The sequence below is a fragment of the Aeromonas sp. QDB31 genome (assembly GCF_027707605.1).
Taxonomy (GTDB): Bacteria; Pseudomonadota; Gammaproteobacteria; order Enterobacterales; family Aeromonadaceae; genus Aeromonas; species Aeromonas media.
Window position 1 is genome coordinate 1 of the sequence record NZ_JAPCIX010000020.1, and the last position, 24679, is coordinate 24679.

General features: G+C 58.5%; 22 protein-coding genes. 14 read left to right on the top strand and 8 right to left on the bottom strand.

Annotation, left to right across the window (positions count from 1 at the left end; translation table 11 throughout):
* Positions 1–410 precede the first annotated feature (410 nt).
* The 3 genes from PG898_RS16825 (at position 411) to PG898_RS16835 (ending at position 4012) form a co-directional block, all read left to right on the top strand.
* Complete coding sequence (locus tag PG898_RS16825; RefSeq protein ID WP_270824617.1) at positions 411–1619, top strand: MFS transporter; 1209 nt, start codon at positions 411–413, stop codon at positions 1617–1619.
* 68 nt (positions 1620–1687) lie between these two features.
* The gene (gene lamB / locus PG898_RS16830) at positions 1688–2968 is read left to right on the top strand and encodes a maltoporin LamB (protein WP_270824618.1); all 1281 of its coding nucleotides are present in this window, start codon (positions 1688–1690) and stop codon (positions 2966–2968) included.
* 177 nt (positions 2969–3145) lie between these two features.
* The gene (locus PG898_RS16835) at positions 3146–4012 is read left to right on the top strand and encodes a D-hexose-6-phosphate mutarotase (protein ID WP_270824619.1); all 867 of its coding nucleotides are present in this window, start codon (positions 3146–3148) and stop codon (positions 4010–4012) included.
* 216 nt (positions 4013–4228) lie between these two features.
* Here the strand turns inward: PG898_RS16835 and PG898_RS16840 are convergent, their stop codons facing one another.
* Positions 4229–4513 (bottom strand): DUF1289 domain-containing protein, encoded by a 285-nt coding sequence (locus PG898_RS16840; protein ID WP_270824620.1) that lies wholly within the window; start codon positions 4511–4513, stop codon positions 4229–4231.
* A 150-nt stretch (positions 4514–4663) separates the two neighbouring features.
* Here PG898_RS16840 and mltA point away from each other — a divergent pair, with 150 nt between their 5' ends.
* Positions 4664–5815: a murein transglycosylase A gene (gene mltA / locus PG898_RS16845; RefSeq protein WP_043131764.1), complete on the top strand. Its 1152-nt coding sequence runs from the start codon at positions 4664–4666 to the stop codon at positions 5813–5815.
* 120 nt (positions 5816–5935) lie between these two features.
* Here mltA and yfaE read toward each other — a convergent pair whose 3' ends face one another.
* The 5 genes from yfaE to ubiG all read right to left on the bottom strand — a co-directional run bounded on the left by yfaE (position 5936) and on the right by ubiG (position 11676).
* A complete protein-coding gene (yfaE, locus tag PG898_RS16850) occupies positions 5936–6256 on the bottom strand; it encodes a class I ribonucleotide reductase maintenance protein YfaE (protein WP_041205821.1) in 321 nt (106 codons plus the stop codon).
* A complete protein-coding gene (gene nrdB / locus PG898_RS16855) occupies positions 6253–7386 on the bottom strand; it encodes a class Ia ribonucleoside-diphosphate reductase subunit beta (RefSeq protein ID WP_042650156.1) in 1134 nt (377 codons plus the stop codon). The genes yfaE and nrdB overlap by 4 nt, the downstream gene beginning before the upstream one ends.
* A gap of 83 nt (positions 7387–7469) precedes the next feature.
* On the bottom strand, positions 7470–9737 hold the full coding sequence (gene nrdA, locus PG898_RS16860; protein WP_270824621.1) for a class 1a ribonucleoside-diphosphate reductase subunit alpha: 2268 nt from the start codon (positions 9735–9737) through the stop codon (positions 7470–7472).
* Positions 9738–10276: 539 nt separating this feature from the next.
* Positions 10277–10960 carry an HAD family hydrolase gene (locus PG898_RS16865; RefSeq protein ID WP_270824622.1) on the bottom strand — a complete coding sequence of 228 codons (684 nt, stop codon included), beginning with the start codon at positions 10958–10960 and terminating at the stop codon, positions 10277–10279.
* Entirely contained in the window at positions 10960–11676 is a 717-nt protein-coding gene (gene ubiG / locus PG898_RS16870; protein ID WP_270824623.1) for a bifunctional 2-polyprenyl-6-hydroxyphenol methylase/3-demethylubiquinol 3-O-methyltransferase UbiG, read from the bottom strand. Before ubiG ends, PG898_RS16865 begins: the two co-directional genes overlap by 1 nt.
* 199 nt (positions 11677–11875) lie before the next feature.
* Here ubiG and gyrA point away from each other — a divergent pair, with 199 nt between their 5' ends.
* Entirely contained in the window at positions 11876–14638 is a 2763-nt protein-coding gene (gene gyrA, locus PG898_RS16875; RefSeq protein WP_270824624.1) for a DNA topoisomerase (ATP-hydrolyzing) subunit A, read from the top strand.
* Between the two features lie 281 nt (positions 14639–14919).
* Complete coding sequence (locus tag PG898_RS16880) at positions 14920–15093, top strand: hypothetical protein (RefSeq protein WP_270824625.1); 174 nt, start codon at positions 14920–14922, stop codon at positions 15091–15093.
* 19 nt (positions 15094–15112) lie between these two features.
* On the opposite strand, the gene PG898_RS16885 is transcribed toward PG898_RS16880, so the two are convergent.
* The gene (locus PG898_RS16885; protein ID WP_270824626.1) at positions 15113–16168 is read right to left on the bottom strand and encodes a PA0069 family radical SAM protein; all 1056 of its coding nucleotides are present in this window, start codon (positions 16166–16168) and stop codon (positions 15113–15115) included.
* 175 nt (positions 16169–16343) lie between these two features.
* On the opposite strand from PG898_RS16885, the gene PG898_RS16890 reads away from it, so the two are divergent.
* Entirely contained in the window at positions 16344–16934 is a 591-nt protein-coding gene (locus PG898_RS16890; protein WP_042648224.1) for a tetratricopeptide repeat protein, read from the top strand.
* Between the two features lie 4 nt (positions 16935–16938).
* Here the strand turns inward: PG898_RS16890 and PG898_RS16895 are convergent, their stop codons facing one another.
* Complete coding sequence (locus tag PG898_RS16895; RefSeq protein WP_041205815.1) at positions 16939–17151, bottom strand: hypothetical protein; 213 nt, start codon at positions 17149–17151, stop codon at positions 16939–16941.
* A gap of 355 nt (positions 17152–17506) precedes the next feature.
* On the opposite strand from PG898_RS16895, the gene thrS reads away from it, so the two are divergent.
* The 7 genes from thrS to ihfA all read left to right on the top strand — a co-directional run bounded on the left by thrS (position 17507) and on the right by ihfA (position 24648).
* Positions 17507–19435: a threonine--tRNA ligase gene (thrS, locus tag PG898_RS16900; protein WP_043131783.1), complete on the top strand. Its 1929-nt coding sequence runs from the start codon at positions 17507–17509 to the stop codon at positions 19433–19435.
* 21 nt (positions 19436–19456) lie between these two features.
* Positions 19457–19987 carry a translation initiation factor IF-3 gene (gene infC, locus PG898_RS16905; RefSeq protein WP_205597183.1) on the top strand — a complete coding sequence of 177 codons (531 nt, stop codon included), beginning with the start codon at positions 19457–19459 and terminating at the stop codon, positions 19985–19987.
* 85 nt (positions 19988–20072) lie between these two features.
* Positions 20073–20270 carry a 50S ribosomal protein L35 gene (gene rpmI / locus PG898_RS16910; protein WP_005315535.1) on the top strand — a complete coding sequence of 66 codons (198 nt, stop codon included), beginning with the start codon at positions 20073–20075 and terminating at the stop codon, positions 20268–20270.
* 14 nt (positions 20271–20284) lie between these two features.
* On the top strand, positions 20285–20641 hold the full coding sequence (gene rplT, locus PG898_RS16915) for a 50S ribosomal protein L20 (RefSeq protein ID WP_010674800.1): 357 nt from the start codon (positions 20285–20287) through the stop codon (positions 20639–20641).
* A 323-nt stretch (positions 20642–20964) separates the two neighbouring features.
* Entirely contained in the window at positions 20965–21948 is a 984-nt protein-coding gene (pheS, locus tag PG898_RS16920) for a phenylalanine--tRNA ligase subunit alpha (RefSeq protein ID WP_106886730.1), read from the top strand.
* Between the two features lie 12 nt (positions 21949–21960).
* Positions 21961–24348 (top strand): phenylalanine--tRNA ligase subunit beta, encoded by a 2388-nt coding sequence (gene pheT / locus PG898_RS16925; protein WP_270824627.1) that lies wholly within the window; start codon positions 21961–21963, stop codon positions 24346–24348.
* A 3-nt stretch (positions 24349–24351) separates the two neighbouring features.
* Positions 24352–24648 (top strand): integration host factor subunit alpha, encoded by a 297-nt coding sequence (ihfA, locus tag PG898_RS16930; RefSeq protein ID WP_005300715.1) that lies wholly within the window; start codon positions 24352–24354, stop codon positions 24646–24648.
* Positions 24649–24679: the final 31 nt, after the last annotated feature.

Sequence of the window (24679 nt, forward strand, 5' to 3'; positions counted from 1 at the left end):
TCAGGCAAGGGGCAACAGTGGATCAAGGGATGATCGTCTCACTTTTTCCTGTCAATGCCATCTGGGTGAACAGTTACAAGGCCATGGCCAACCTGCTGGGTCATGAGCTGGCAGAGGCACGGCCGGACAAACTATCGGCCGGTCAGCTGGTGAGTTATATCCTCGGCTAGTCAAGCCAGTGCCGGATATGGATGGTGGTCATGCCTGATTAATCATTATTGTCCATGAGCCACCCGGGTGGGTGGCTCTAAAAATAAAGATCCACTCTCATCGGTTAATAAAGATGAGTGACAGGCTGCGCCCTGAATATACCGGCGAGACGACACCGACATAACGCAATAAAAGGGCGGCGAATGGCATTACCTTCGTTTCGTTTGCCCTGAATATGTAACATGAGAATATCTATTTAAATGAACAAGAACCAGAGTACCTCCTCGTCTGCCTATGTGCTCAATGGCACCTTTTTTATATGGGGAGTGATGACGGCACTGACTTCCGTCTCTGTGCCCTATGTAAAATCATATTATGAATTAAGCAATACGGGCTCCGGACTCATCACACTTATATTTTTCATGGCACCCTTCATTGCCTCCCTACCGATGGGGCTTATAATGATAAGCCATGGCTACAAGAAAGCATTAAAATATGCTTACGGGCTGGCCATGTTAGGCTCTGCGGTTATCATCATGGCGGTCAATATATACAGTTTCGCCATTTTGTGTGCCGGAGTGCTCTGCATCGCGCTGGCCGTGTCTGCCATGCAGGTGGTGGCCAACCCTTATCTCGCGAGCCTCGGAAGTGCCGAGTCGGTGCCGGGTAGGCTGAGTTTGGCCTCCTCCATCAACTCTCTGGGTACAGTAGTGGCACCCCTGTCGGCGGCCCTGTTGCTCGGCGGTTTCTATCAGCAATCCACCCAGGAGCAGGGCGGGGGGTTGAGCCTGCTCTACCTGATACTGCTGCTTTTTATCACGGGTCTGTTCCTGATGGCCAGTCTGGTGAAGATGCCTGATGTCAGGGATGTCGAAACCCGGGCACCGAGTCTTCACGCTGAGGGCCGCAAGCTCGCCAGGGATCCCTTCTTCGTGTTCAGCGTGTTGGCCATCTTCTGCTATGTCGGGGCTGAAGTCGCCATCGGCGTCAATGCGGTGGTCTATATGTCGGATCCCGCGTTGGGCCAGCTCTCCCTCAAGGAAGCGGCGTCGCTTATCGCGCTCTATTGGGCCGGCGCCATGCTGGGTCGCCTTGTTTATGGACTCTGGTCGCATCGGCTGAATATCAGCCGGCTGCTGATGATCTGTACCTCCAGTCCTATGGTACTGATCGCGCTGGCCATGTTATTTGGCAATCAGACCAGCGCTTATTTATTCCTGCTGATCGGGCTCACCAACTCCATCATTTATCCAGTGGTTTATTCGATGGTGATAAATAATATCGACAAACAACTGATACCCATGGCCTCGGCGATCTTGATCATGGCCGGGTTGGGGGGCGCGGTAATCCCCTTCGTGCAGGCCATGGTTTCCGATGCTGCAGGGCTGATATATGGTTTCACCATCCCCTTATTGAGTTATTTATATCTTTTTTATTATGCCGTGAGTCATCGTCGGCAGATGTGTTGAATGTTTTTCGGATTTTTAATTTTTTATTAGTGCTGTTCTTACCCTTGTTATTACCTCTGGAGTACCCGATGAAAATAATAAATATGAAACTTGCCGCCATTATTGCGACCTGCCTGAGCTCATCCTCCGTTTATGCGCTCAATTTCCACGGTTATCTACGTTCCGGTCTCGGCACCTCTGATAACGGTGACATGCAGATCATGAACAAGCAGCGGGTCGGTCGGCTCGGTAACGAGGCCGATACCTACGCAGAAATGAGCCTTGGCGATGAGGTCTACAACCAGGATGGCAAAACTTTCTCCTTTGACACCATGCTGACTATGTCTTCGGGTCAGGAGCGAGACTGGGAGGCGGTGAGTGAAGAGGACGCTGAATTCGCGCTGCGCCAGGCGAACGTCAAGGCCACGAACCTGTTTGGGCGAAACGAGACGTTCTGGGCCGGTAAACGTTACTACCAGATCCACGATGTACACCTGACCGACTTCGCCTACTGGGACATCTCCGGCGCTGGAGTTGGCGTCGAGCAGATAGACGCCGGCGTGGGCAAGCTGTCGCTAGCCATCATCCGCAACGATCCCTGGGATGAGCTGGACAGCAATGGCGATGGATCCGGGGAGGAGCATGTCAATGTCAACACCTTTGATATCCGCTATGCGGGCATTCCCCTGTGGCAGGATGCTGCGTTGGAGCTGGGGTACAACTTTGCTCATGTCAATCCATCCGATGAGCAAAAAAATGATCTGCAGGATGCGGCCGATGGCCAGATGCTGACGGCGCAGATCGTCTGGAATGTGATGGGAGGGGTGAACAAGACGGCCATCCAGTTCTTCGGGGATGGCCTGACCGGGCAGGCGACCAGCTATGGCAGCGGCAGCGGTAGCGGTCTGGATCTGAGCTCCGGTGGTGGCAATGGCTTCCGATTTATCAACCACGGTGCCATCAAGCTGGGTGGGGATTTCGAGCTGGGTCACCAGGTCGCCTATGCCCAGTCCAACGACTTCAGCGACTTTGACAACGCCAGCCGGCTCACCACCGACTACGACTCCCGCGAGGTATTCTCGACCGTGCTGCGCCCCTCCTACAACTGGGATCAGCATATGAAGACTTATCTGGAGGTGGGCTACTTCAAGGACAGTTGGACCGAGCGGGGTCACGGCAAGGAAGAGGAAGATGGCACCAAGTTCACCCTGGCTCAGGCCTGGGCACCCAAGCAAGACTGGTTTGCCCGCCCCGAGATCCGGGTCTTCGTGAGTTATCTGCAGCAGGACGATGCGTTCAGATCCGACGCCGACGGCGAGCCGCAAGACGATACCTGGACTGTGGGGGCGCAGGCTGAAGTGTGGTGGTAAGCACAAGTGTGATTCTTGAGCTGACTCGTCAATCGATGAGAGGGGGCAATGGTGCCCAATGCTGAATTGGGCGCCACACCTTGAATTTGAATAAGCCGCTATGTAGTGGTCATTCAGTTTCTGGTCTCACCTTGTTCGTTATGCAATGTCTTTTAATAGCTTTACACAGGAGTTTTCATGCAAGTTATGCGCTCTCTAACCAGCCACTGTTCTCTCAGCCACGAGGTGAATGGATTACCTCTACTCACTATTGATAATACCTTTGCCAAAGCCAAGGTCAGCTTGTTCGGCGCCCATTTATTGAGCTACCAGCGTCATGATGAACCAGCATCCATCTGGTTGAGTGATAAAGCCGTGCTGGATGGAACAAAGCCTATCCGGGGGGGAATTCCAGTTTGCTGGCCCTGGTTTGGCCAACCTCCTGTCCGAGTAGGTAGTGACAAGCCCCCTCACGGCTTCGCCCGAACCACCCTGTGGACACTGGATGGTGTTTGCGATTGTGATGATGGCACTTTTATACAGCTTTCGATGTGTGATAGTGGAGCCACCCACGCCCTCTGGCCTCATTCTTTCAAGCTGGAGTTAGAAGTGATGGTTGGTAAGGTGCTTTCACTAGTACTGACCACACGAAATACGAGTGATACACCGATCATCTATAATGCGGCTTTACATTCCTATTTGCGTATTAGTGCACCAGAAAATGTCAGTGTGACCGGCTTGGGTGAGTTTTACACCGGCATTTTGGTTCCCCAGGAGGCCCGACAACCGGGGGAACTGAGGCTATGTGAAGCCATAAATCGTATTTATCACCAACCCGAGGCAATGGTCACAGTCAGGGATGGCACACGCATCACCCGGGTAGTAAACAGCAATAACGACAGCGTGGTTGTATGGACGCCTTGGCAGGAAGGATCAATCGCCATGACTGACATGAGCAATAACGGTTATTGCACAATGCTTTGCGTAGAGACTGCTATTACGGGTAAAGCTGGTGTGACGATAGCTTCTGAAGCTGAGCACAGCTTTTCCACCACGATCATCTAGACCCATCTCCATGAATGGCCATGCTCGAACTGTCAACTCCCCCTTTGCTGCAAACATCTGAATCGAGGGTAGGATTCAGTACTTGGACATGCCAGTGCAGGCTTTCATCTCCAGTGTCGACCCAGCTGGTGGTCATGAGCCCATCCCCACCAACGCCGAGATCTTGTTTGTCATCCATGCTGCAGTAACCCTCAAACAAGGAAACACCAAGCATGGTTAAATAACGGCGCCTTGTTCATCCTGATAGACATTAAGGTCCAGCTCCGTCTGTCCCGGCAGATTGGTCTGGGCTGACTCTTGCGCTTTGCGGCGGGCGGCCTCGACCCGTGCCTTGCGGTTGCGGCACAGGCGCATCACCTCCTGCTGCTGGGCCGGGGTCATGGTGAGCCAGTTGAAGCGCTCTTCCCGACTGCGCAGGCACCCCTTGCAATATCCCTTGTTGTTCACTTCGCAGATCCCGACGCAGGGGCTCGTCAGGGGGAAGATTTCGAGCTGTTCCATCCACGCCCTCTCACATCTTGTCACCTTGTTATAACCCAGAAGATCCCCTTTGGAGAAATAGGGCGTCCGGGGGTGGATGGCGTTTGCTTTCCCCCGGCAAATTTGGCATCTTCCCCGCCGTGCAAGACGCTCGGTGTTATATGAGGACATATGAATAAACATGCGTACTGGCTGGCCGCCGCCGTGGTCGGGTTGGCCGGTTGTGCGGGCAACCCTGAACCGGTCAAGGTGCCCCAGAAGAAGGCGGGATCCGGATGTTTTCTGAACTGCGAGGTGCCGGAGAATCTGGGCAAGCAGTATCTGGATGGTGCCCTGCCAGGGGATCTGGTGCGGGTGGAGCGCGTCAACAGTCGCCAGCGTGCCGACTACAGCAAGTTCGGCCCCCAGAGTCGGCTGGTGCTGGAGCGCTCCGGCAAGATGACCCGTCGTTATGGTGAGCTCTATCGCCAGCTTTCCCGCTGGGTGGCCAATGGCGGTGATCCTGCCTACATCACCCAGTACGGTATCAGCCTGGCCCAGCTCGGCGGCGCCGATCGCATGGGCAACGTGCTCTTTACCGGCTACTACTCGCCGGTGCTGGAAGTGCGCCACCGCCCGGATGCCAAGTACAAGTACCCCATCTATGCCATGCCCAAGTGCGGTGGCCGTTGCCCGAGCCGTGCCGAGATCCACCAGGGAGCGCTGGCCAACCGGGGGCTGGAGCTGGGTTACAGCAAGTCTCTTATCGACAACTTCCTGATGGACGTGCAGGGTTCAGGCTTCGTGCACTACGGGGATGACGACCGGCTGCAATACCTGGGTTACAGCGGCAAGAACGGCCACGGCTACGTGAGTATCGGCCGGGTGCTGATCGACCGGGGAGAGGTGCCCAAGGAGCAGATGTCCATGAAGGCCATCAAGGAGTGGGCCAACAGCAAGCCGGAGGAAAGTGTCAAGGAGTTGGTAGAGCAGAACCCGTCTTATGTCTTCTTCGAGCGTCGCCCCACCAATGACGTGATTGGCGCCGCTGGCATTCCGTTGCTGCCGCTGGCGGCGGTGGCGGCCGACAAGACATTGCTGCCGATGGGCACTCCCATCCTGGCGGAGGTGCCGCTGCTGGACAAAGCCGGCAACTGGACCGGCAAACACCAGTTGCGGCTCTTGATCGCATTGGATGTGGGCGGCGCGGTGAAGAGAGGACACCTGGATCTCTACCACGGCATGGGGGAGAAGGCCGGTGTGGCCGCGGGTCACTACAAGCACTTTGGCCGGGTCTGGAAGCTGGGCCTGCACCACGGGCCGACCGCCGCCCCCTGGCTGTGATCCTTTGATGGTTCGGGCGTCTGCACAGGGCGCCCTTAAGAGAAGTTCAAGAAGCAAAAAAGCCGCCGGATTTGCTCCGGCGGCTTTTTATTGGCTGTGATTTGCCAGCCCGTAGTGGCGTCAACCCTTCTGGATGTCCAGCCGGATGGCACCCACCGGCTGGCAGCAGCAGGGCAGGCATTCCCCCTGGGAGACAAACGCCAGCGGCACGGCGGCGTAGTGCACCGAGCCTGCCAGCAAGGGCGTGCGGCAAGCGCCGCAATAGCCGCTGCGGCACTGGAACTCCACGTGATGACCGTGGCGCTCCAGAGTCTCCAGCACGCTCTCGCCGGGATGGGCGTGCAGCACGCCATCCTGGGTATGCACCCGTGGCGAGCCTGCTTCGCTCTGCGCGGGGACCGCGTGCGGGGCAGGGGTCAGCGTGCCGGTGGCGTCACTCACAGCTCGAAGTCACCCAGGTCGTCTGCGTGCACTTCGCTGTCGATCTGGCCGACCAGATAGGAGCTCACCTCCACTTCCTGGGGCGCCACCTGCACGTTGTCGGAGGACAGCCAGGTGTTGATCCAGGGAATAGGGTTTTGCTTGGCACCAATGAAGGCGGGTTGCAGGCCGACCGCGCTCATGCGCAGGTTGGTGATGTACTCCACGTACTGGCAGAGGATGTCCTTGTTCAGGCCGATCATGGAGCCATCCTGGAACAGGTACTCGGCCCACTCTTTCTCCTGCTCGGCTGCTTCCTTGAAGATGTCGAAGCAGGCTTGCTCGCACTCGGCGGCAATCTCGGCCATCTCGGGATCGTCCAGGCCATTGCGCATCAGGTTCAGCATGTGCTGGGTGCCGGTCAGGTGAAGGGCTTCATCGCGGGCGATCATCTTGATGATCTTGGCGTTGCCTTCCATCAGTTCGCGCTCGGCGAAGGCAAACGAACAGGCGAAGCTGACGTAGAAGCGGATCGCCTCCAGGGCATTGACGCTCATCAGGCACAGATAGAGTTTCTTCTTCAGCTCGCGCAGGCTGATGGAGACCTCGCGGCCCGCCACGCGGTGGGTACCTTCACCGTGCAGGTGGTAGAGCGCGGTCGCCTCGATCAGATCGTCGTAGAAGTGGCTGATGGAGCCGGCACGCTTGAGGATCTGCTCGTTGGTCACGATGTCGTCGAACACCTGGCCCGGGTTGTTGACGATGTTGCGGATGATGTGGGTGTAGGAGCGAGAGTGGATGGTCTCGGAGAAGGCCCAGGTCTCGATCCAGGTCTCCAGCTCCGGGATGGAGACCAGTGGCAGCAGCGCCACGTTCGGGCTGCGACCCTGGATGGAATCCAGCAGGGTCTGGTACTTCAGGTTGGAGATGAAGATGTGCTGCTCGTGGGGTGGCAGGGCCTGATAGTCGATGCGATCGTGGGACACATCCACCTCTTCCGGACGCCAGAAGAAGGAGAGTTGCTTCTCGATCAGCCGCTCGAAGATGTCGTGCTTTTGCTGATCATAACGGGCCACGTTGACCGACTGGCCGAAGAACATCGGCTCCTTGAGCTGGTCGTTTTGGGTCTGGCAGAACGTTGAATAAGCCATGGTGATTTGAATGTCTTGAATGAGAGGAGACAGGAGGGCGGGAGCTTCATGCTCCCGCCCGGTTCATCAGATCGTGCAGCGACTTATATTTTACAAGCCCCGCCAGCGCAACCGTCGTCTTGCAGATCGGTCTGGGCATCGTCCGCACCATCACGGGTGTTGTGATAGTAGAGGGTCTTGAGGCCGTATTTGTAGGCGGTCAGCAAGTCCTTGAGCAGCTGCTTCATCGGGACCTTGTTACCTTCGAAACGGGCCGGATCGTAGTTGGTGTTGGCGGAGATCGCCTGATCCACAAACTTCTGCATGATGCCGACCAGCTGCAGGTAGCCATCGACGCTCGGCTGTTTCCACAGCAGTTCGTACTGATCCTTCAGGCGGTGATACTCGGGCACCACCTGCTTGAGGATGCCGTCCTTGGAAGCCTTGACCGACACCAGGCCGCGCGGCGGCTCGATGCCGTTGGTAGCGTTGGAGATCTGGCTGGAGGTCTCGCTCGGCATCAGGGCGGTCAGGGTGGAGTTGCGCAGACCCACGGTCTTTATCTCTTCACGCAGGCTTTCCCAGTCCAGATGCAGCGGCTCGTTGCACAGCACATCGAGATCCTTTTTATAGGTATCGATGGGCAGTATCCCCTGGGCGTAGGTGGTCTCGTTGAAGGCCGGGCAGGGGCCGAACTCGCGGGCCAGCTGCACGGAGGCCTTCAGCAGATAGTACTGGATCGCCTCGAAGGTACGGTGCGTCAGCGCCAGACCGGAACCGTCGGAGTAGCGGGCACCGTTCTTGGCCAGGTAGTAGGCGTAGTTGATGACGCCGATCCCCAGGGTGCGGCGGTTCATGCTGCCCTTCATCGCAGCCTTGAGCGGGTAGTCCTGATAGTCGAGCAGGGCATCCAGGGCGCGCACGGCGAGATCCGCCATCTCTTCCAGGTCTTCCAGCTTCTCGATGGCGCCGAGGTTGAAGGCAGACAGGGTGCACAGGGCGATCTCGCCCTCTTCGTCATCCACGTTGTTGAGCGGCTTGGTGGGCAGCGCAATCTCGAGGCAGAGGTTGGACTGACGCACCGGCGCCACGCTCGGATCGAACGGGCTGTGGGTGTTGCAGTGATCCACGTTCTGGATGTAGATGCGACCGGTGCCGGCGCGCTCTTGCATCATCAGGGAGAAGAGATCCACCGCCTTGAGGGTCTTCTTGCGAATGCTCGGATTCTGCTCGTATTTGACGTAGAGCTGCTCGAACTTGTCCTGATCCGCGAAGAAGGCGTCGTACAGACCCGGGGCATCGGACGGGGAGAACAGTGTGATGTCGCCGCCCTTGATGAGGCGCTGGTACATCAGCTTGTTGATCTGCACGCCGTAGTCCATGTGACGGACCCGGTTCTCTTCCACGCCGCGGTTGTTCTTCAGTACCAGCAGGCTTTCCACCTCGGTGTGCCACAGCGGGTAGAACAGGGTGGCGGCACCGCCGCGCACGCCGCCCTGTGAGCAGCACTTCACGGCAGTCTGGAAGTATTTGTAGAAGGGGATGCAGCCGGTGTGGAAGGCTTCGCCGCCACGGATGGGGCTGCCGAGACCCCGGATGCGACCGGCGTTGATGCCGATGCCGGCACGCTGGGAGACGTAACGGACGATGGCGCTGGCGGTGGCATTGATGGAGTCCAGGCTGTCATCGCACTCGATCAGCACGCAGGAGCTGAACTGACGGGTCGGGGTGCGCACGCCGCTCATGATGGGGGTAGGCAGCGAGATCTTGAAGGTCGAGACCGCATCGTAGAAGCGCTTGATGTAGTCCAGACGGGTATCTTTCGGATACTTGGAGAAGAGGCAGGCCGCCACCAGGATGTAGAGGAACTGCGGGCTCTCGTAAATTTCGCCGGTGACCCGGTTCTGCACCAGGTACTTGCCTTCCAGCTGCTTGACCGCTGCGTAGGAGAAGTCCATGTCACGCCAGTGATCCAGGTAGCCGTTAAGCTCCTCGAATTCGGCCTGGGTATAGTCGGTCAGCAGGTGCTTGTCGTACTTGCCCATGTCGACCAGACGGGCGACGTGCTGGTAGAGGTGGGGCGGCTCGAACTGGCCGTACGCCTTCTTGCGCAGGTGGAAGATGGCCAGACGGGCGGCCATGTACTGGTAATCCGGGCTCTGTTCGGAGATCAGGTCAGCAGCGGCCTTGATGACGGTTTCGTGGATGTCGGCGGTACGGATACCGTCATAGAACTGGATGTGGGACTTGAGCTCCACCTGGGAGACCGACACGTTGTCGAGCTTCTCGGCGGCCCAGTCGAGCACACGGTGAATTTTATCCAGATCGATGGGTTCTTTGTGGCCGTTACGCTTCGTCACAAACAAGTTCATTGGCTGATGACCTTTAGTTGATTCCCGAAAAACCATGGCGCCACGCATCCAGGGCGCCATTCTCGATGGTGGCCTGGGGGCGAAGTGCGCCATGAATCACAAGATATAGTGTTATTTTAAATTCGAACTACAAGATAGTGAGGTCGACACCGTATTGCAATCTGTGGATAACGCATTAGCTGTGGATAAATTGTGGGTGTTCGGGCCCGAGTTAGTGACTGCTCACAGTGAGTGGGTTTTCATCCGTCCGATCCGGCAAATGCAAGTCTGATGATCGAACATGGAAAATTTAAATAACTTTTTTTGCTTGCGAAAGGAGGGGGTTTTTACTAGCAAATTCAGCCTGGTTATCCCTTGTGCAGCCTGGGTCAAAAGCTGTCCGATCCCCGTTGGCACACGGTTGTCACCACCTCGAAAAAGGGGGCACATCAGCGCCCTCTGTCATGACCATAGCGTGGCTCCAGGAGTGAGCGTCGTGCTCATCTGGCCACCCCATGGCGTTAAAGTTGCCCCGATGATCCACCTATGCCGTGCCGTGTTCAGGTCAGCTCGTAGCGCAGCCAGTGGTGCAACGCCTGCACGGTGTCAAACTGCAGATCTGCGCCCCAGTCGGCGGGATCCTCGTCATCGCTCAGATAGCCCCAGCCCGCAACCGCAGTGCGCATGCCGGCGTTGCGTCCCGCCTCGATGTCACGCACATGATCCCCCACGTAGAGGCAATGGGTGGCGTCGACGCCCAGTTGCTCGCAGGCAAAGTACATGGGGGCAGGGTCTGGCTTGCGCACCGGCAGGGTATCGGCACTGACGGTGACGCCGCAGCTGGCAAGCTCGGGCAGGGCGGCCAGCAGCGGCTTCGTGAGAAAGCCCGGCTTGTTGGTGACGATGCCCCAGGGCAGTTGCTTCTCATCGAGCCATTCGATGAGATCCAGCATCCCCTCATAGGGGCGGGTGCCGACACAGAGGTTGGCCGCGTAATGGTCGAGCAGGGCGGTGCGCAGGCGCGTGGCGCCCAACTCTTCCAGCAGATCCTCCCCCAGGCCCGCCTTGAGCAACCCGAGCGCCCCGTGGGAGGTGGTCTGGCGGATGATGGCTTCGGGCAGGGGGGCAAAGCCTTCGCTCACCAGCACATGGTTGACGGCGGCGCCGAGATCAGGGGCCGTGTCGAGCAGGGTGCCATCCAGATCGAACAACACGCAGCGCAGGGGGGCCTTGTCGTTGCTCATCAGCCTTGCTCCGGGCGCGCGAACGCCACCATGTAGTTGACGTCGACGTTCTTGCCGAGTTTGAAGCTGTTGGAGAGCGGCGCGTAGTGAACGCCGCTCATGTCCCGTACCAGCAGGCCTGCGGCTTCCCCCATGCGACACAGCTCGGCAGGGGTGATGAACTTTTTGTGGTCGTGGGTACCCTTGGGCACCATTTTGAGCAGGTACTCGGCCCCCAGGATCATCATCAGGTAGGCTTTCGGGTTGCGATTGATGGTAGATACGAACACCTTGCCCCCCGGTCGCACCAGGGTGGCGATGGCGCGCAGTACCGAGGCGGGATCCGGCACGTGTTCCAGCATCTCCATGCAGGTGACCACGTCATACTGGCCCGGGGCCTCGGCGGCATGAGCTTCGGCGGTCATCTGGCGATATTCGAGCTCCACACCCTGCTCCAGGGCATGAAGGCGGGCAACCCCTAGGGGCTCTTTGCCCATGTCGATGCCGGTCACGCAAGCCCCCCGGCGGGCCATGCTCTCGGAGAGGATGCCGCCGCCGCAGCCGATGTCGAGCACGCGTTTGCCAAACAGGCCGCCGCTCTTGTCGGTGATCCAGTCAAGGCGCACCGGGTTTATCTGATGCAGGGGTTTGAACTCGCCCTCCATGTCCCACCAGCGGGAGGCGATGGCTTCAAATTTGGCGATTTCTGTCAGATCGACATTGGCATCACTATTCATTTTTCGATGATCCTGTGGCAGGGCGCGCAGCGGGCAGGGCGCGCGCAATCTATTGTCCTGGCGGGCATTATAACGGACGGACTTGGTCACACCAGCCCGACGTGTTACCCGGATTTGTGGCTTAAGGTATTTGGCTCAGTGTGTTACCATGTCGCGCTGTTTAAGCCAAAGAACAACTAATTAGGGATTAAGGCTTTCTATGAGCGATCTGGCCAGAGAGATCACGCCGGTCAACATCGAAGAAGAGCTCAAGAGTTCCTATCTGGATTACGCCATGAGCGTGATCGTAGGACGAGCTCTGCCGGATGTGCGTGATGGCTTGAAACCGGTTCACCGCCGCGTTCTGTTTGCTATGAACGAGTTGGGGAACGACTGGAACAAGCCCTACAAGAAATCGGCCCGTGTGGTCGGTGACGTAATCGGTAAATATCACCCGCATGGCGACATCGCCGTGTATGACACCATTGTCCGGATGGCGCAGGATTTCTCCATGCGTTACATGCTGGTCGATGGTCAGGGCAACTTCGGTTCGGTCGATGGCGACAACGCCGCGGCCATGCGTTACACCGAAGTGCGGATGGCGCGCATCTCCCACGAGTTGCTGGCCGATCTGGACAAAGAGACCGTGGACTGGGTGCCGAACTACGACGGCACCGAGATGATCCCGGCTGTCATGCCCACCAAGGTACCCACCCTGTTGATCAACGGCTCCTCCGGTATCGCGGTGGGCATGGCGACCAACATTCCTCCTCACAACCTCACCGAGATAGTCAACGGCTGTCTGGCGTTGATCGAGAATGGCGCCCTCACCATTGACGAGCTGATGACCTATGTCACCGGCCCGGATTTCCCCACCGGCGGCATCATCAATGGGCGCTCCGGCATCGTGCAGGCCTACCGGACCGGTCGCGGCTCCGTCTATGTGCGGGCCAAGGCCGAGGTGGAAGTGGACGAGAAGACGAGTCGCGAGACCATCATCGTTCACGAGATCCCCTATCAGGTGAACAAGGCACGGCTTATCGAGAAGATCGCCGAGCTGGTCAAAGAGAAGAAGGTCGAGGGCATCAGTGCCCTGCGCGATGAGTCTGATAAAGACGGCATGCGCATCGTTATCGAGATCAAGCGCGGCGAGTCCGGCGAGATTGTGCTGAACAATCTCTACAAGCACACCCAGATGCAGACCACGTTCGGCATCAACATGGTGGCGCTCGATAACAACCAGCCCAAGGTGATGAACCTCAAAGAGATCCTGGATGCCTTCCTGCTGCACCGCCGTGAGGTGGTGACCCGCAGGACTGTGTTCGAGCTACGCAAGGCGCGGGATCGGGCGCACATCCTGGAAGGTCTGGCGGTGGCCCTGGCCAACATAGACCCCATCATCGAGCTCATTCGCCACAGTGCGACCCCGGCGGATGCGAAAGCTGGCCTGGTTGCCAAGGGCTGGGAACTCGGCAACGTGGCCGCCATGCTGGAAAAAGCGGGCGACGACGCGGCACGGCCGGAGTGGCTGGAGCCGGAGTTCGGGATCCGTGAAGGGCAGTACTTCCTGACCGAGATCCAGGCCCAGGCCATCCTTGACCTGCGTCTGCACAAGCTGACCGGCCTCGAGCACGAGAAGATCCTGGAAGAGTACCAGTCTCTTCTGGATCTCATTGCCGAGCTGCTGTTCATCCTGGCAAGCCCGGAACGGCTGATGGAAGTGATCCGCGATGAACTGCTGGCCGTGCGCGAGCAGTATGGCGACGAGCGTCGCACCGAGATCAGCATGTCCAGTGCCGAGATCAACATCGAAGATCTGATCACCCCGGAAGACGTGGTAGTCACCCTGTCTCACCAGGGCTATGTGAAGTATCAGCCGCTCTCCGACTACGAGGCCCAGCGCCGCGGTGGTCGTGGCAAGTCGGCCACCCGGATCAAGGAAGAGGACTTTGTGGAGCGTCTGCTGGTGGCCAACACCCACGACACCATTCTGTGCTTCTCCACCCGTGGCAAGGTCTACTGGCTCAAGGTCTATCAGCTGCCGGAAGCGTCCCGTGGCGCCCGTGGTCGTCCCATCATCAACCTGCTGCCGCTGGAAGAGGGTGAGCGCATCACCGCCATCCTGCCGGTGAAGGAATATGATGCCGAGAAGTACGTCTTCTTCGCTACCGCCAACGGTACCGTGAAGAAGACCAGCCTGTCCGACTTCAGCCGTCCGCTCTCCTCCGGTATTCGTGCCATCAACCTCAAAGAGGGTGATGAGCTGATCGGGGTGGACATCACCGACGGCAGCAACGAGATCATGCTCTTCTCCGATGCGGGCAAGGTGGTTCGCTTCAATGAAGGTAGCGGCCGCGCCGATGCAGCCGATGTGGATGCCAGCGATGACGTCGAGACCGACGACGACGCCGGCAACGACGAGGATGGCAGCGACAACGGCGAAAGCACTGAAGGCACCGAGAGCAAGGGTACCTTCAAGGGCGTGCGTCCCATGGGTCGTACCGCCGCCGGTGTGCGCGGCATCAAGCTGGGTGCCGGTGACAAGGTGGTCTCCCTCATCGTGCCGCGCGGGGTCGGTGCCATCCTCACCGCCACCGAGAACGGTTACGGCAAGCGTACCGCACTGGACGAGTACCCGACCAAGAGCCGTGGTACCCAGGGCGTTCGCTCCATCAAGGTGGACGAGCGCAACGGCAAGGTGATCGATGCGATCCAGGTCGAGGATACCGACCAGATCATGCTGATCACCAACGGCGGCACCCTGGTGCGAACCCGTGTTGCCGAGGTGAGCGTCATTGGCCGTAACACCGGCGGTGTCCGTCTGATCCGTACCGGTGAAGACGAGACAGTCGTCGGCCTGCAGCGCATCGCCGAGAGCGACGAGGAAGAGAACGACGCCCTGGTCACCGAGGGCATCGCCATCGACGCCGGTGCTGCCGACGACGCAGGCTCCAGCGAAGAGGGTGTGGCTGACGACGAATAATCGTTACCTGCCTTGATAAAAAAGAGCGGCCCCCGGGTCGCTCTTTTTGTTTTTCCTGCCTTGATGTCGTCCCTCCGCGCTGGACTACCCGATACTGCCGACGTTCATCTCCTGTGCTAGCGCCGGATTTTCCCGATACGGGCTCTCTTGCTCATCCAATCCTTCATCCCGACGTCATCTGGTTGTCATCCCGGGGGGACAGACTGCGGCTGTTCAGGTGGGACAAGGGCACGATCATGTCCGAGCCCGGCGTTGGCAATATCATCCAGAAGGAGCAGGGTATGACCAGTTGGATCATGTGGGAAATCTGGTGGAGCCGGATGTGGGGAGAGGATACCAGGGCAATGTCACATGACGAGCAGGAGGAGGTGGCTTATGAGCCCTCGCGCCTGCCGGCGGAGCTGATCGCACAGGGCAAGCCGGTGCGCCCTCATCCGCCAAGGCCCAGGGGCTGAGCTGCGATAACCGCAGTCATCAGAACAGGCGCAGCTGCTCGTTGGGGCGAATGAAGGCAGAGGTGTTGAGCGCGATATGGTGCTTGCCCAGTTGTAGCCGCTTGCTGATGAGCCGAAAGCGCTGGGCGAGCAAGTCGGCGAATTGCCCCTCTCCGCGCATACGAGTCCCGAAGGCGGGGCTGTTGAGCGCCCCCCCTCTGCTTGCCCGCAACTGGTTCAGGATGGCCTCCTTCTGGCCGGGGTAGTGCTCTTCCAGCCAGTCGCAAAATAGGGTGGTCAGCTCGTGGGGCAGTCTCAGCAGGATATAGTCGGCGCAGCCGGCGCCTGCCTCCACGGCGCCCTTGATGATCTGCTCCAGCTCGGGCTCGTTGAGCCGCGGGATCATGGGGGCCGCCAGCACTCCCACAGGTATCCCGGCCTGTGCCAGCTTCTCGATGACCTTGAGCCGACCCGCTCCCGTGCTGGCGCGGGGTTCCAGCTGTCGCCTCAGTGTCTCGTTCAGGGTGGTGACCGACACCATCACCTGGCAGAGCCCCTCCCGGGCCAGCTCGGCCAGCAGATCGAGATCGCGCAATATCATGGCGCTCTTGGTGATGATCCCCACCGGATGGCGATGAGCCAGCATCACCTCCAGCAGCTCGCGGGTGAGGCGATAGTGGTGCTCTATGGGTTGGTAGGGATCGGTATTGGCCCCGAGCACTATGGTCTGCGGCTGATAGGTTGGTTTGGCAAACTCCCGGCGCAGCAGCGCGGCGGCGTTCACCTTGGCAAACAGCCGGGTCTCGAAATCCAGGCCGGGGGAGAGCTCCAGATAGGCGTGGCTGGGTCTGGCGTAGCAGTAGATGCAGCCATGTTCGCACCCTTGATAGGGGTTGATGGAGCGGCCGAAGGGGACGTCCGGTGAGAGATTGTGGCTGATGATGCTCTTGGCCTGGATCTCCCGCACCTCGGTTCGGGGTTGGGACGCACGAAATGCCGCCTCCCATTCCACGGCCTGCCAGCCATCGTCGACGACATCGATCTGCGGGCCGCTGAAACGGTGCTCGATATTGTGGGTGCTGCCTCGTCCTGCCATCTCGTCACACCGGATACTGTTTATACATACAGTTATTTTGCTCGGGATAGTGCCAAACATCAAGTCCGGCCACTCTTCCCTTATTTCACTCGGTCAAAGAACGGGATCTCCTGCTTGATCTGTCGCTACATTTCGTTTACATAGACAAAATGCGAACTGGATCACGGAAATCATCATGAGCCCCACCACTTACCGCTGGCTGTTTATCGCCGTCATTGCCCTGGTCGCCTGGCGTCAGCTCCCGCTCTCCACCGAGCAGGAGCTGGCGGCGGCCAACCGCGCCTGGCGGGTGGGTCACTTCGAGCAGGCGACCGGTATCTGGCAGCCGCTGGCCGAGCAGGGCCAGCCCAGGGCGCAGGCCCTGATGGGATGGAGCCATGAGCTGGGGCAGGGGAGCGAACAGGATCTGGTGCAGGCCATCCGCCTCTATCGCCAGTCCGCCGAGGCGGGGGATGCGTTTGGCCAGTACCGGCTGGCGGAGCTCTATCTGCGCGGGGTAGGGGTGCCACGGGATCTGCGTATCGCCTTTCACTGGATGGAGCGGGCGGCCCGCAACGGGGACGTGCCCGCCATGCTCAAGGTGGGGGTGCTCCATCTGATGGGGGCCAACGGTCGGGTCGACATGGCCGAGGCCAAGCAGTGGCTCTATCAGGCCTCGCAAAAGGGCAACAAGCTGGCGTTGACGGTATTGCAGGAGCTGGCGCTGGCCGAGGAGGGTCGCAGCGCCTTCGATTTCAATGGCCAGTCACTGCTGGGGGAGGGTTAGCCCCTCAGCGGCTGGCGGTGATCTTGCCCGGTGTCACGTCGGTGACATAGAGGGTACTGCGATCGGCGCTGTGCACTATGCTGCATACCTCGCGCTTGCTGCCATCGCTCAGGATCACCAGCTCCCCGAGATGGACGGGGCAGTGTGTCGTCAACAGGTGATCCGGGTGGATAATCTTCTCCGCATGCTCCGGAAACGAAATGTCATAGGTGTACATCATGTTCTCCTTGTTCAGGCAGACGCCTCACTGGAACCCTAGCACACAGGGGGCGAGGTGGGACCCACATCGCATGTGCATCGTTCCGGTGCCTCTGTTGACGCCTTTCCTCGCTTCCACTTTCCATGGTATACAAAATCGGCAAGGCAACTTGTCTGAGTCGTGACGTCTGATACAATCCTCCGCTGTACCTGTCCATTGATGGCCTTGCACACCCAAGAGGGTGTGTACCACTTCTGCGTACCAACCGTATTGTGAACGGTGAAACTCGGGAGTGAACTGCTTGAAATGAAAGGTTTTCTCCAACCTGCATGTGCCCTTTGGTAGGGGGCACCACTGTATAAGGAAACACCGAATGCCAATCATTACTCTGCCTGACGGCAGCCAACGTCAATTTCCCCACGCCGTTTCCGTCATGGACGTCGCCGCTGACATAGGTCCGGGCCTCGCCAAGGCGTGCATTGCCGGCCGTGTGAACGGTGAACTGGTGGATGCTTGCGAGCTGATCGAAGCCGATGCCTCCCTGGCCATCATCACCGCCAAAGACGAAGATGGTCTGGACATCCTGCGCCACTCCTGTGCTCACCTGTTGGGTCATGCCATCAAGCAACTCTGGCCCCAGACCAAGATGGCCATCGGTCCTGTCATCGACAACGGTTTCTACTACGACGTTGATCTCGACCGCACCCTGACCGATGAAGATCTGGCTGCTCTGGAAGAGCGCATGCTGGCGCTGGCCGCCAAGGATTACGACGTCGTCAAGAAGAAGGTCTCCTGGCAGGAGGCGCGCGATGTGTTCGAGGCCCGCGGCGAGACCTACAAGGTCGAGATCCTGGATCAGAACATCGCCCGTGATGACCAGCCCGGTCTGTATCATCACGAAGAGTACGTCGACATGTGCCGCGGCCCTCACGTGCCGAACATGCGTCACTGCCACCACTTCAAGCTGCAGAAGATGTCCGGTGCTTACTGGCGCGGTGACTCCAACAACAAGATGCTGCAGCGCATCTACGGTACCGCCTGGGCCGACAAGAAGCAGCTCAAGGCCTACCTGCAGCGTCTCGAGGAGGCCGCCAAGCGCGACCACCGCAAGATTGGCAAGCAGCTCGACCTGTACCACATGCAGGAAGAAGCCCCCGGCATGGTGTTCTGGCACAACGATGGCTGGACCATCTTCCGCGAGCTGGAAACTTTCATCCGCGGCAAGCTCAAGGAGTACGATTATCAGGAGGTGAAAGGCCCCTTCATGATGGATCGCGTGTTGTGGGAGCGTTCCGGTCACTGGGAAAAATATGCCCAGGCCATGTTCACCACCCAGTCCGAGAATCGCGAGTACGCCATCAAGCCGATGAACTGCCCGGGTCACGTGCAGATCTTCAACCAGGGCCTGAAGTCCTACCGGGACCTGCCCCTGCGCATGGCCGAGTTCGGCTCCTGCCACCGCAACGAGCCCTCAGGCTCCCTGCACGGTCTGATGCGGGTGCGTGGCTTTACCCAGGATGACGCGCACATCTTCTGTACCGAAGATCAGATCATGGAAGAGGTGTCGGCCTGCATTCGCATGGTCTATGACGTCTACGGCACCTTTGGCTTCGAAAACATCGTGGTCAAGCTCTCCACTCGTCCCGAACAGCGCATCGGTTCCGATGAAGCCTGGGATCGCGCGGAAGCCGCCCTGGCGGAAGCCCTGGTGCTCAACGGCCTGAAGTACGATCTGCAGCCGGGGGAGGGGGCTTTCTACGGTCCCAAGATCGAATTCACCCTGCACGATTGTCTTGATCGTGCCTGGCAGTGTGGTACCGTGCAGCTCGATTTTGCCTTGCCGGGCCGTCTTGGCGCCACTTATGTGGGCGAAGACAACGAACGTCACGTACCCGTGATGATCCACCGGGCCATCCTCGGGTCTCTTGAGCGTTTCATCGGTATCCTGACCGAAGAATACGCTGGACTGTTCCCGACCTGGCTGGCACCGACTCAGGCCGTGGTCATGAATATCACGGATAATCAGGCCGATTATGCGGTGAAAGTTGCCAAGGCATTGAATGATGCGGGCCTTCGCGCAAAAGCGGACTTGAGAAATGAGAAGATTGGCTTTAAAATCCGCGAGCATACTTTGAAGCGAGTGCCTTTCATGCTGGTCTGCGGCGATAAAGAAGTAGAAGCCGGCAAGATTGCAGTACGGACTCGTAAAGGGGCTGACCTGGGTTCTTATCCTGTTGAAGAGCTGATAGCTCTGTTAACCCAGGAAGTTCAGACCCGCGGACAAAAGAAAGTGGAGGAATAAGCTATAAAAGGCGGAAAAAAACTGGGCAAGCAACCGCAAGCCCGCGCTCACCGGATCAATGAAGAGATCCGTCTGAAAGAAGTTCGTCTGACTGGTTTGGACGGTGAGGCCATTGGCATCACCACCATCCAGGATGCCCTGAACTTGGCCCTTGAAGCCGGAGTGGATCTGGTCGAGATCAGTCCTAACGCTGAGCCGCCCGTTTGCCGAATCATGGATTACGGCAAATTCCTCTACGAAAAGAGCAAGACCACCAAAGAACAGAAGAAAAAGCAGAAAGTCGTCCAGGTGAAGGAAATCAAATTCCGTCCTGGCACTGACGAAGGCGACTATCAGGTAAAACTACGCAACCTGGTTCGCTTTCTGGAAGACGGGGACAAGGCGAAGGTCACCCTGCGCTTCCGTGGTCGTGAAATGGCCCACCAGGATCTTGGTATCAAGGTTCTGGAGCGAGTCAAGAACGATCTGGAAGAGTTGGCCGTAGTCGAGTCGTTCCCGAAAGTCGAAGGCCGTCAAGCTGTGATGGTCCTCGCACCCAAGAAGAAATCTTAAGGCCCACAAGAAATTGACTCATGGGTTCGCCCCATGAGTCGGTTCGCCTTGCGATTTTGTTGTCACTCACAATGCGGAGTATGAAATGCCGAAGATGAAAACCAACCGAGGTGCTGCAAAGCGCTTCAAGAAGACTGGCTCAGGTCGCTTCAAGTGCAAGCACAACCACCTGCGTCACATCCTGACCAAGAAGAGCAGTAAGCGTAAGCGTAAGCTGGGGCCGAAGTTCATGGTTTCTGCTGCCGACCACAAACGTGTTGTCGCTTGTCTGCCGTACGCATAAGGGGGATGTGAAAAATGCCAAGAGTTAAACGTGGTGTGACTGCTCGCGCTCGTCACAAGAAAGTAATGAAAGCCGCCAAGGGTTACTACGGCGCCCGTTCCCGTGTCTACCGCGTAGCGGTACAAGCGGTAACCAAAGCTGGTCAGTATGCCTACCGTGACCGTCGCCAGAAGAAGCGTCAGTTCCGTCAGCTGTGGATTGCGCGTATCAACGCTGCAGCCCGTCAGAACGGTCTGTCCTACAGCCGTCTGATCGACGGTCTGAAGAAGGCTTCTATCGAGATCGATCGCAAGATCCTGTCCGATATCGCCGTTCACGACAAGCTGGCTTTCACCGCCCTGGTTGAAAAGGCCAAAGCAGCTCTGGTTTAATCCGGTTCTGTTATGAAAGATAAAAGGAGGCTCAGGCCTCCTTTTTTGTTGCCTGTTTTTTGTTTTCAGAGTGTTGCGCCGTATAGCGTCATCCGTCTTGGTGGCTGATGCGAAAATGTCTGATATGCCAACAAACCAAGTTCGAACATCAGAAATTGAAGCGGGCGGGGGAGAGCTTGAGACTCGCTTGATATAACAAAATGATTTATAGGGAGAAAAGCCCGCCATAACTATGGTCAGCCAAGGGGCTTTTTTTGTATTATTCCCCTCTTGACCTTATTTAGCCTAAAGGCTCCTGTATCGGGAGTGGTGACGAGGAAGACATGCAACAGCTTGAAGAAGTAGTCGGCCAGGCCAAGGCCGAAATTGAGGGCGTAAGCGACATCGCCGCCCTCGACGAAATCCGGGTCAAATATCTGGGTAAAAAGGGCTTTTTTACCGAGCAGATGAAGGGCCTCGGCGCCCTTTCGCCTGAGGAGCGTCCCGCCGCAGGCGCCGTGATCAACCAGGCCAAGCAGCTGGTTCAGGATGCCCTGAACGCGCGTCGTGAAGCCCTCGAAGTTGCCGTGCTGAACCAGAAGCTGGCCGCCGAGACCATCGACATCAGCCTGCCGGGTCGCCGCATCGAGAACGGTGGCCTGCACCCGGTGACCCGCACCATTGAACGCATCGAGCGCCTGTTTGGCGAGATGGGTTTCAAGGTAGAGCGCGGTCCCGAGATTGAAGATGGCTTCCACAACTTCGATGCGCTGAACATTCCGGCTCATCACCCGGCGCGTACCGATCACGATACCTTCTACTTCAATCCCGATCTGATGCTGCGTACCCACACCTCAGGTGTGCAGATCCGCACCATGCAGCAGCAACAGCCGCCAATTCGCATCATTGCGCCGGGCCGCGTCTATCGTAACGACTACGACATGACCCACACCCCGATGTTCCATCAGGTCGAAGGTCTGCTGGTGGACGAGCATGCCAGCTTTACCGAGCTGAAGGGCATACTGCACGACTTCCTGCGCAACTACTTCGAGGAAGACTTGACCATTCGCTTCCGTCCTTCCTACTTCCCGTTCACCGAGCCGAGCGCCGAAGTGGATGTCATGGGCAAGAACGGAAAGTGGCTGGAAGTGCTGGGCTGCGGCATGGTGCACCCGAACGTGCTGCGTTCGGTCGGCATAGATCCGGAAAAATACTCCGGTTTTGCTTTCGGCATGGGCGTTGAGCGCCTGACCATGCTGCGCTACGGGGTCAATGACCTGCGTGCCTTCTTCGAAAACGATCTGCGCTTCCTCAAGCAGTTCAAGTAAGGGCGAGAGAACATGAAATTCAGTAAATCCTGGGTGATGGAGTGGGTCCGCACCGAGTTGAGTGACAACGCACTGGCCGAACAGATCACCATGGCCGGCCTGGAAGTGGACGCCGTGGAAGCGGTGGCCGGCCAGTTCAACAATGTGGTGGTGGGTGAAGTGGTCGAGTGTGCCCAGCATCCGGACGCCGACAAGCTGCGGGTGACCAAGGTCAACGTGGGCGAGGCCGAGCTGCTGGACATAGTCTGCGGCGCGCCGAACTGCCGCACCGGCCTGAAGGTCTGCGTGGCCAAGGTCGGGGCGACCCTGCCGGGTGATTTCACCATCAAGAAGGCCAAGCTGCGTGGCCAGCCGTCTCACGGCATGCTCTGCTCCTTCAGCGAGCTGGGTATCGAGGTGGAAGCGGACGGTATCATAGAGCTGCCACTTGATGCCCCCATCGGCACCGACATTCGCGACTACCTCAATCTGAACGACGTCGCCATCGATGTGGATCTGACTCCGAACCGTGCCGATTGCCTCGGCATCGCAGGTCTGGCCCGCGAGATTGGCGTGCTCAACAGCGTGGACGTGGTCGAGCCGACCTGGGCGCCAGCTGTTGCCACTATCGACGCCAGCTTCCCGATCCGGGTTGAGGCGTCTGCGGACTGCCCGCGCTACCTCGGCCGCGTCATCAAGGGGCTGAACTTGCAAGCGCAGAGCCCGCTCTGGATGCAAGAGAAGCTGCGCCGTGGCGGCATTCGCTCCATCGACGCCATCGTCGACATCACCAACTTCCTGCTGCTGGAATATGGTCAGCCGATGCATGCCTTCGATCTGGCCAAGCTGGAAGGGGAACTGGTGGTGCGCCGCGCCAATAGCGATGAGCCCATGACCCTGCTCGATGGCAACGAAGTGAAGCTCAAAGAGACCACCCTGGTGATTGCCGATACACAAGGCCCTGCCTGCATGGCCGGCATCTTCGGCGGCGATCGCACCGGTGTGTCCGAGACCACCACCGACATCCTGCTGGAGTGCGCCTTCTTCGCGCCGCTCTCCATCACCGGTCGTGCCCGTGCCTACGGTCTGCACACCGACTCTTCCCACCGCTTCGAGCGCGGGGTCGATCCCAAGCTGCAAGCCAAGGTGATGGACCGTGCCACCCGCCTGCTGCTGGATATCTGCGGCGGTGAAGCGGGCCCCGTCATCGAAGTCAAATCCGATGCCCATCTGCCCAAGGCTGCCCCCATCAAGCTGCGCCGCACCAAGCTCGACAAGGTGATCGGCATCAGCGTGGCCGACGCCCAGGTGCTCGAGATCCTGACCCGCCTCGGCATGCAGGTGACGGTTGACGCCGACGGCTGGACCGCACTGGCCCCCTCCTGGCGTTTCGACATCGCCATCGAGGAAGACCTCATCGAGGAAGTGGCCCGCATCTACGGCTACAACAAGATCCCGAACCTCAAACCCGCCGCCTCCCTGGCCATGGTGGAGCAGGCCGAAGGCCAGGTGACCCTCAAACGGGTGCGTGACCTGCTGGTCGACAGAGGCTTCCAGGAAGCGATCACCTATAGCTTCGTCGATCCCAAGACCCAGCAGACCCTGTTCCCCCAGAGCGATGCCATAGTGCTGCCGAACCCCATCTCGGTCGAGATGTCCGCCATGCGGGTCTCCCTGTTCCCGGGTCTGGTGCAGGCTGTGGTCTACAACCAGAACCGCCAGCAGGGCCGTGTGCGTCTGTTCGAGCAGGGCCTGCGTTTCATCAAGGACGCGAGCGCCGAGAACGGCATCCGTCAGGAGCCCATGCTGGCCGGCATCATCACCGGCAACCAGAGCGACGAGCACTGGGACGTCAAGAGCCGTGGCAGCGACTTCTTTGATTTGAAAGGGGATCTGGAAGCTGTGCTGGATCTCACCGCCGAAGGGGCTACTTTCAGCTTCGAGCGCACCGAGCACAGCGCCCTGCATCCTGGTCAGAGTGCCGCCATACTGCGCAATGGCGCCGTCATCGGCCACATCGGCGTGATCCACCCGAGCCTCGAGAAGAAGCTGGGACTCAAGAGCCGCGCCGTGATGTTCGAGCTGGAGCTGGACAAGCTGACCCCTGCCAAGGTGCCGGCTGCAGCCGAAGTATCCCGCTTCCCGGCCAACCGTCGTGATATCGCCGTGGTGGTAGATCGTCAAGTTCTGGCAGGCGACGTACTGGCAGTAATTAAAAAAGTTGGCGGAAATCAGTTAGTTGGAATAAACTTGTTCGACGTATACCAGGGTGCTGGTATGGCAGAGGACAAGAAGAGCCTGGCCATCAGTCTAGTGTTGCAAGACACCCAGCGCACCTTGGAGGAGAAAGAGATTGCCGAGACCGTAGACAATGTCGTGCGGGCCCTTGGTGAAGAGTTGAATGCATCCTTGAGGGATTGATCTATGGCGCTTACCAAAGCCGACATTGCAGAGCACCTGTTCACCCAGCTCGGGATGAGCAAGCGTGAAGCCAAAGACATGGTGGAAGCCTTCTTTGAGGAAATCAGACAGGCGCTCGAGCGCGGTGAACAAGTCAAAATTTCAGGCTTCGGTAACTTTGATCTTCGTGAGAAGAACCAGCGTCCTGGACGTAACCCAAAGACGGGTGAGGATATTCCCATCAGCGCCCGTCGTGTGGTGACCTTCCGGCCTGGCCAGAAGCTCAAGGCCAGGGTAGAAAATGTTGAACCCAACGAGTAAAAGAAAGCCAGGCAAATGCCTGGCTTTTGCG

Coding starts and splice junctions, on each gene's coding strand:
- thrS (WP_043131783.1), top strand. CDS start 17,507: ATGCCAATCATTACTCTGCCTGACGGCAGCCAACGTCAATTTCCCCAC.
- ihfA (WP_005300715.1), top strand. CDS start 24,352: ATGGCGCTTACCAAAGCCGACATTGCAGAGCACCTGTTCACCCAGCTC.
- PG898_RS16865 (WP_270824622.1), bottom strand. CDS start 10,960: ATGAGCAACGACAAGGCCCCCCTGCGCTGCGTGTTGTTCGATCTGGAT.
- mltA (WP_043131764.1), top strand. CDS start 4,664: ATGAATAAACATGCGTACTGGCTGGCCGCCGCCGTGGTCGGGTTGGCC.
- PG898_RS16835 (WP_270824619.1), top strand. CDS start 3,146: ATGCAAGTTATGCGCTCTCTAACCAGCCACTGTTCTCTCAGCCACGAG.
- PG898_RS16880 (WP_270824625.1), top strand. CDS start 14,920: ATGACCAGTTGGATCATGTGGGAAATCTGGTGGAGCCGGATGTGGGGA.
- rpmI (WP_005315535.1), top strand. CDS start 20,073: ATGCCGAAGATGAAAACCAACCGAGGTGCTGCAAAGCGCTTCAAGAAG.
- PG898_RS16840 (WP_270824620.1), bottom strand. CDS start 4,513: ATGGAACAGCTCGAAATCTTCCCCCTGACGAGCCCCTGCGTCGGGATC.
- gyrA (WP_270824624.1), top strand. CDS start 11,876: ATGAGCGATCTGGCCAGAGAGATCACGCCGGTCAACATCGAAGAAGAG.
- PG898_RS16890 (WP_042648224.1), top strand. CDS start 16,344: ATGAGCCCCACCACTTACCGCTGGCTGTTTATCGCCGTCATTGCCCTG.
- ubiG (WP_270824623.1), bottom strand. CDS start 11,676: ATGAATAGTGATGCCAATGTCGATCTGACAGAAATCGCCAAATTTGAA.
- rplT (WP_010674800.1), top strand. CDS start 20,285: ATGCCAAGAGTTAAACGTGGTGTGACTGCTCGCGCTCGTCACAAGAAA.
- lamB (WP_270824618.1), top strand. CDS start 1,688: ATGAAAATAATAAATATGAAACTTGCCGCCATTATTGCGACCTGCCTG.
- nrdA (WP_270824621.1), bottom strand. CDS start 9,737: ATGAACTTGTTTGTGACGAAGCGTAACGGCCACAAAGAACCCATCGAT.
- pheT (WP_270824627.1), top strand. CDS start 21,961: ATGAAATTCAGTAAATCCTGGGTGATGGAGTGGGTCCGCACCGAGTTG.
- pheS (WP_106886730.1), top strand. CDS start 20,965: ATGCAACAGCTTGAAGAAGTAGTCGGCCAGGCCAAGGCCGAAATTGAG.
- nrdB (WP_042650156.1), bottom strand. CDS start 7,386: ATGGCTTATTCAACGTTCTGCCAGACCCAAAACGACCAGCTCAAGGAG.
- PG898_RS16895 (WP_041205815.1), bottom strand. CDS start 17,151: ATGTACACCTATGACATTTCGTTTCCGGAGCATGCGGAGAAGATTATC.
- PG898_RS16885 (WP_270824626.1), bottom strand. CDS start 16,168: ATGGCAGGACGAGGCAGCACCCACAATATCGAGCACCGTTTCAGCGGC.
- PG898_RS16825 (WP_270824617.1), top strand. CDS start 411: ATGAACAAGAACCAGAGTACCTCCTCGTCTGCCTATGTGCTCAATGGC.